At 69.3% G+C, this 6,097-nt stretch carries 3 protein-coding genes and 1 pseudogene; 2 read left to right on the forward strand and 2 right to left on the reverse strand.

Features of this window, described 5'->3' with window-relative positions:
* A pseudogene (locus tag VGC18_RS02420) lies at nucleotides 1-343 on the forward strand (hypothetical protein); the annotation flags it as partial.
* A gap of 28 nt (nucleotides 344-371) precedes the next feature.
* On the opposite strand, the gene VGC18_RS02425 reads toward VGC18_RS02420, so the two are convergent.
* Together VGC18_RS02425 and VGC18_RS02430 are read right to left on the reverse strand one after the other, a co-directional pair.
* Nucleotides 372-2,537: a phosphocholine-specific phospholipase C gene (locus tag VGC18_RS02425; RefSeq protein WP_331093849.1), complete on the reverse strand. Its 2,166-nt coding sequence runs from the start codon at nucleotides 2,535-2,537 to the stop codon at nucleotides 372-374.
* On the reverse strand, nucleotides 2,534-4,969 hold the full coding sequence (locus VGC18_RS02430) for a hypothetical protein (RefSeq protein WP_331093851.1): 2,436 nt from the start codon (nucleotides 4,967-4,969) through the stop codon (nucleotides 2,534-2,536). Before VGC18_RS02430 ends, VGC18_RS02425 begins: the two co-directional genes overlap by 4 nt.
* Before the next feature lie 279 nt (nucleotides 4,970-5,248).
* Here VGC18_RS02430 and VGC18_RS02435 point away from each other — a divergent pair, with 279 nt between their 5' ends.
* Entirely contained in the window at nucleotides 5,249-5,983 is a 735-nt protein-coding gene (locus tag VGC18_RS02435) for a GntR family transcriptional regulator (RefSeq protein WP_331093853.1), read from the forward strand.
* Nucleotides 5,984-6,097: the final 114 nt, after the last annotated feature.

Raw genomic sequence — 6,097 nt, forward strand, 5'->3', positions numbered from 1 at the left:
CTACGCGCTGTCCGCGCGGGAGCCGACCAAACCGGCCGGCCCGCTCGACGCCATCAGGCTCGTCGCCGTCGTCGCGGCGCTCGTCGTCGACGTGCTCGTGCTCGTCTCGATGATCGGTCGCGTCGCCGAGTTCGGGTTCACGGCCAACCGCGTCGCGGCGCTGGGGCTCAATCTGCTCCTCGTCGTGAACCTCGCCGTGACGGCCTGGCTGTCGGCTCGGATGCTGGCGCGCCGGCTGCCGGGGGTGCGGCTGGAACGGTGGCAGACCGACTATCTGCCCGTGTTCGGTCTCTGGGCCGCTGCGGTGGTCCTGCTGCTTCCGCCGCTGTTCGCCTTCGTCTGAGCGCGATGCGTGCGGCGGACGGTCACGGTCATTCGATCCGGCCCGCGAAGCGGTAGCGGAACCCGGTGCCCGTGTTCGCGGTGACGATCACGTCGTAATAACCCCATTCGTCGACCGGCCAGTCGACGGTGGCGCTTCCCGACGTCACGTAGGCCTCGTCCCGATGGTCCACGAAGTCGTTGGCGATGAGCTCGAATCGCACCGTCCTGTCCCCGTCGTTGGTCAGGATCAGCCGCAGCGCCGGCTTGGCACCGGTCGTGAAGGCAGCCGTGACCGAGGGCAGACCGACGTCGGTGTGGGTCCCCGAGACGACGGTCCCGGCGAAGCGGCGCAGGAACCGGTCGGGGCCGTAGACGCTGAAGTCGTAGGCGCCGTCCGTCGCGGCCGCGTCCCAGAGATAGCCGGCGCTGGCCCCCGCGGCGATCGTGAACGGGGTGGCCTGGAACGGCAGGGCGATGTTCGGGTACACGAGATGCGACACCCCCTGCTTGCCGGTGTTCTGCATGGTGAGGCTGACCGCCCCGGAGGCCCGGTCGACGGCGACGTTGGCGTTCTGCCGATAGGGGAGCGAGCGGTGCTTGGCGTCGCCCGCCTCCTGGACGGGCATCCGCTGCGCGCCCGCCGCGGGGATGGTGATGGACGGCTTCGACTGGTCGGCGTCGGCCGCGGCGACCAGGGTCGCCGTCATGTCGAGGCCGGGGACCTCGTCGCTCGTCGGGATCGAGACGTCGGCGACCGAGAAGTCGAAGCACGACATGAGATCCCCGCTGATCGTGCGGCGCCAGTCGGAAATGTTCTGGTCCTTGACCCCCGTCCAGGTCTCCAGGAACCGGATGATCGAGGTGTGATCGGAAACCTGCGAGTTGACCCAGCCGCCCCTGGACCACGGGGAGACGACGGTCAGCGGGACGCGCGTCCCGTAGCCGATCGGCAGTCCCGCCACGAACTCGTCCGGCGTGCCTGCCTCCGGCATCGGCGGGACGACGTGATCGAAGTAGCCGTCGTTCTCGTCGTAGTTGATGAGGAGCACGGTCGATGCCCAGGTGTCCGGATTGCTGAAGAGCGCCTGAACGACCGCGTTGGTGTAGTGCGCACCGTAGTCCGGGCTGGCCGACGGGTGCTCGCACCAGCCGTACGGCGCGACGACGTAGGAGACCTGGGGGAGCGTGCCCGCCGCGCAGTCCGCACCGAACTCGCTCAGCAGATGGGCGACATCCAGCCCCTGGCCGGAGTCCGGCTTCCAGCCGTCGTGCAGGCCGCCGTTGATCGCGAGCTTCTGCACCTCGGGATCGCCCGAGGCGAGCGCGTCGTGGTACTGCTGGAACAGCCACAGCGGGTTGTCACCGTAATCGCCGACGTAGGGGTGGTTGCCGTCGTCGCCGACCTCGTCGTTCGCATAGGTTCGCCAGCTGACCCCCGCCGCCTGCAGCCGCTCGCCGTAGGTGCCCCAGCTGTAGACCGGGTTGTAGTCGGCGGGGTTGTCGGTAGCCGGACCGCCCTTGTCTCCCGCGGGGTTGACGGTTCCCGACCACTGGTACAGGCGGTTCGGCGTGGTCGGGCCGTTGAGGGAGCAGTGATACTGGTCGCAGATCGTGAACGCCGAGGCGAGCGCGTGGTGGTATGGGATGTCGTCCTTGGTGAAGTAGCCCATGGTCTGCTCGCTCTTGGCGTCGACCCAGTGGTTCCAGGCCCCGTTGTTCCACGCGGCATGACCGCCGCCCCAGGAGTGGTCGAGTCCGCCGGCGTTCTGCGCGTTGTGGTTCGCCGAGTCGAGCGGGTAGGGCAGCATGACGCCGCCATCGGGCCGCGAGGGGTCCGGTTGGGCGAAGATGGTGGTCCCGTTCGGGAACTCGAGGACCTGCTTGTCGCCGAAACCGCGGACGCCGGGGAGGGTGCCGTAGTAGTGGTCGAAGGAGCGGTTCTCCTGCATGAGGATGACCACGTGCTTGATGTCGGCTGCGGTCCCCGTGCGCGCGGCGGCGGCGGTCCTCGTCGCGGCCCCGGCGGCCTGCCGAGGACCGAAGGCGCTTCCGGCCGCCACCCCGGCCATGATCGCCGCCGCGCCGCCGAGGAGCAGTGAGCGGCGCGAGACACCGGGGCGGATCGACGATGCGTAGGCCTGCTCCGGCGCGAGCGGGGGTGCGGCGTTAAGGCGGACGCGGGGCGCACCGCGCTCTGGCTTGGACGTGCTCACGGACGTGGCTCCTTCTGGTCGGTGATGGTTCGTCTGCGACGGATGACGACGATCGTTCCCGCGGCCAGCAGTCCGAGGCCCACGAGGACCAGACCGCCGATGCTGGCTCCGGTGAACGGCAGCCATCCGGCGGGGCGCGTGGAACCGTGCGGGCCGGTCCCCGGATCGGCCGGATGGCCGCCGTCGCCGGGTCCGTCGCCCGTGTCTGCCACGAGGTCGAAGGTCGTGACCACGGCCGCCCGATCGGAGATCCAGCCGTTCCCCGCGGAATCGGGTGCCGGTTTCGGGAATCCGTCGGTGAGCACGTGCGATTCGAGCACCGTCAGGTCGCCGGCGAAGTCGACGTAGTCGAGCCGGTCGGCGTCGGCGGGGGTCGCCGCCGCGGTGGCGGAGACCGCGTGCCCTGTGAAGACCGAGGTGGTCTGACCGGGAGCCGCGGACGGGTCGGGGTGGGCGAGACGGAAGGAGTCCTTGAGACCGGTGCGCTCGAGGACGGAGCTCACCGGCCAGTCGACGGCGCCCGCCTCGCAGTGCGCCGCGCTCGTCGCCGCGGTCCAGTCGAGGTGCGAGGGCGATTCGAGGTCCCCGAGCAGGATGACGGATGCGCCCCCGCCGAGATCGTCGGAGACGGCGCCGGCCAGCGCGACGGCCTGGGCATAGCGGAGCGTTGCCTTCTCCGCTCCGATCGCCGTGGTGCCGTTCCCGTCGCAGGCCAGAGACCTGGTCGACGCGACGGCGTCCAGCGCTGCGTCCCACACCGTGACCCTTTTCGTCCCGATGGTGACGACGGCCTTCGCGGCGGGCACGGTGGCCGGCACCGCGGTGGTGTCGGCGGCGACCGGGAACGGGCTGATGACGCCCTCTCCTCCGGGGGTCTCGACGGCGTTCCAGCCCAGCAAGTGGGCGATCGCCGCGGCCTGCGTCCCGCCGGTCTGCTGCAGCCCGACGAGGGTGAGCCCGTTGACGATGATCGACCTGACCAGCTTCTCCTGGGGATTGTCGACGTGACTGCCGGCGTCCCACATCGAGAGCGTCGCGGCCTTGACCCGCGGCACCGTTCCTGGCGGGCTCAGCGGCACCTCCACATCGAGTGTCCCCGTCACGCCGTTGGTGTCGGTCGCGCTCACCTCGAGGACGGCCGGACGCGCGGATGCCCGCGAGGGGGTCGTGCCGCTGACCGAGCCGTCGGCCGCCACGGTCAGCCAGTCGGGACCGCTCACCTTGGCGAAGGTCGCCGTGGAGCTGACCGGCTGCCCGTTCACCCCGAACCAGAGGCCGCCAAGCGCCATCGAGAGCGTCGAGGCGGGAGCCGCGGCGGGGGCGGTCAGGTCGTCGGTGACGAAGTGCGGTGTTGTCGGCGTCGCCGATCCGATCAGGGGAGGGGCCGGCCTGATGCCGAAGGTGACGGGCTTCGCCAACGCCGTGTACCCGTTGTCGTAGAGGAGATAGGCCGTGACGCTGTCGCCGGCGCTCAGCCCGGACGTCGACACGGACACCGTGCCGGATGCCCCTGGGGCCCAGCTCCAGGTGACGTATCCGCTGGGGAAGTCGGCCGATCTCTGATAGATGCCGATCCAGTTCTCCGAGTTCGGGGTGGTCGTCGTGTAGCTGAACTCGAGCTTCTGACCGACGACGGGGTCCGTCGTGGTCAGCGCCAGGGTCCCGTCGTCCGTCGGCGCGGACGGCGCCGCGGAGAGGCGGAAGACGATCGGCTGGGCGAGCCAGGTGTAGCCGTCGTCGTAGAGGAGGTAGGCGATCACGTCGTGTCCGGCGGTGAGTTTGTCGCTCGGGATCGACACCGATCCGCTGGTCCCGCTGACGTAGGACCATTCGCTCGACCCGACGTCAGGGTAGGTCTGGTCGACCGGCGATTTCGCCGGGTCGTCGTAGATGCCGACCCAGTCCTTTCCCGCGTCGTTGTCCTTGCCGGTCGTGAAGGTGAACTCCAGACTGTCGCCGACCGTCGGATCGACGGTGGTGAGCGCGAGCGTTCCGGTGGTCGGATACCCGACGTGGAAGGTGACCGGCTGGGCGAGCCAGGTGTAGCCGTCGTCGTAGAGGAGGTACGCCGTGATGTCGCGGCCGGGCGTGAGCCCGTCGCTCGGGACGGTGACGGTGCCGGAACTCCGCGCGGTCGCCGAGTCCAGGTAGGCCCAGTCGCTGGATGCTCCGTGGCTGGCCTGGTCGGTCGGACCCGTGCTCGGATCGTTGTACACACCGATCCAGTTGGCGGTGTTCGGCCGGTCGGTCGTATAGGAGAACACGAGGTCCTCGCCCGGCGCCGGATCCTGGGTGACCAGCTCCAGCGTTCCGGACGGGCTCGGTGCGGCCGCCGCGGGGGAGACGGGACCGGCGACGGCCGGGACACTCCCGGCGAAGGCCAGGCCCGCGGTCAGGGCGACGATCGTGAGGATGCGCGTTGAGCCCGGCAAGAAAGACAAACGATTTTCCGTTCCTGAACGAGCGGTCGACACGACCCTCTGCCGTCCGGCCCTCGGGGGCCGCCAACTTGTACACATCAATCCAAAAACCGAATGGTGGAGAACAGATGGATCGTGTTTGAACCCGTGGTGAACGGGAAGGGACACTTGGCAAAGATGGCGGCGGTTTTCTACCAGCTGCAATTCATCTTCCGCTGTTTACACTGGTCACCGTGCGAGAGGATCCGTTGTGCCTGTGATGTCCCTCGTGCACAGACCCGGGAGCGACCGATGACCCAGTATCGCCACGTCGCCGACAGCCTGACCGGGCGCATCCTGGAGGGCGAGTTTCCGCCCGGTGCCTCGCTGCCGTCGGAGACCGCACTCGCCGGCGAGTACGCCGTCTCGAGGGGAACGGTGCGCGGTGCCCTGGCCGCCCTCGCCCGCGAGGGGATGCTGACCTCGCGGCAGGGATCCGGCTGGATGGTCCATTCCGGCAGGCATGCGCACAATTTCGAGCAGCTTCGTTCCTTCGCCCAGTGGGCGAGGAGCAAGGGGATGGAGCCGGGCGGGCGGGTCATCTCGATGGAGACGGACCAGGCGACCGTCGACGAGGCCAGGAGCCTGAGGCTGACCGATCGCGCCCCCGTGCTGAGGGTCCTGCGGATCCGATCTCTCGACGGGCGCGACGTGATGCTCGAACGCACCACCTATGCGACCTGGATGATCCCGGTCGTCCAGGCGATCCCGCCCGGCGAGGCGTCGGTGGTGCAGATCATGAACGAGCGCTTCGGGATCCTCACGGCCCACGCCGATCACGTCATCGACGCCGTCGCCGCCTCCACCGACGACGCCGAGCTCCTCGGCGTGCGTCGATCGAGCCCGCTGCTTCGCCTGCGACGTCAGAGCTTCGAGCCGAGCGGGCGTGCCATCGAGAGAAGCGACGATCGGTACCTTCCGGGGGCGATCGCCTTCCAGGTGCACGCCTCCGCGACCGAGAATCCGCTCGAGCGCACGGTCAAATGACCACCCGGCGAACAACGAAAGGAAACCCCTGTGACACCGCGTTCCGACGCACAGAATGAGGACATCGTGCTCGACGAGAGCGCCTTGGCCGACCCCGTGTGGAGCGCCATGGTC

The sequence above is a fragment of the Lacisediminihabitans sp. genome (assembly GCF_036404185.1).
Lineage (GTDB): Bacteria > Actinomycetota > Actinomycetes > Actinomycetales > Microbacteriaceae > Lacisediminihabitans.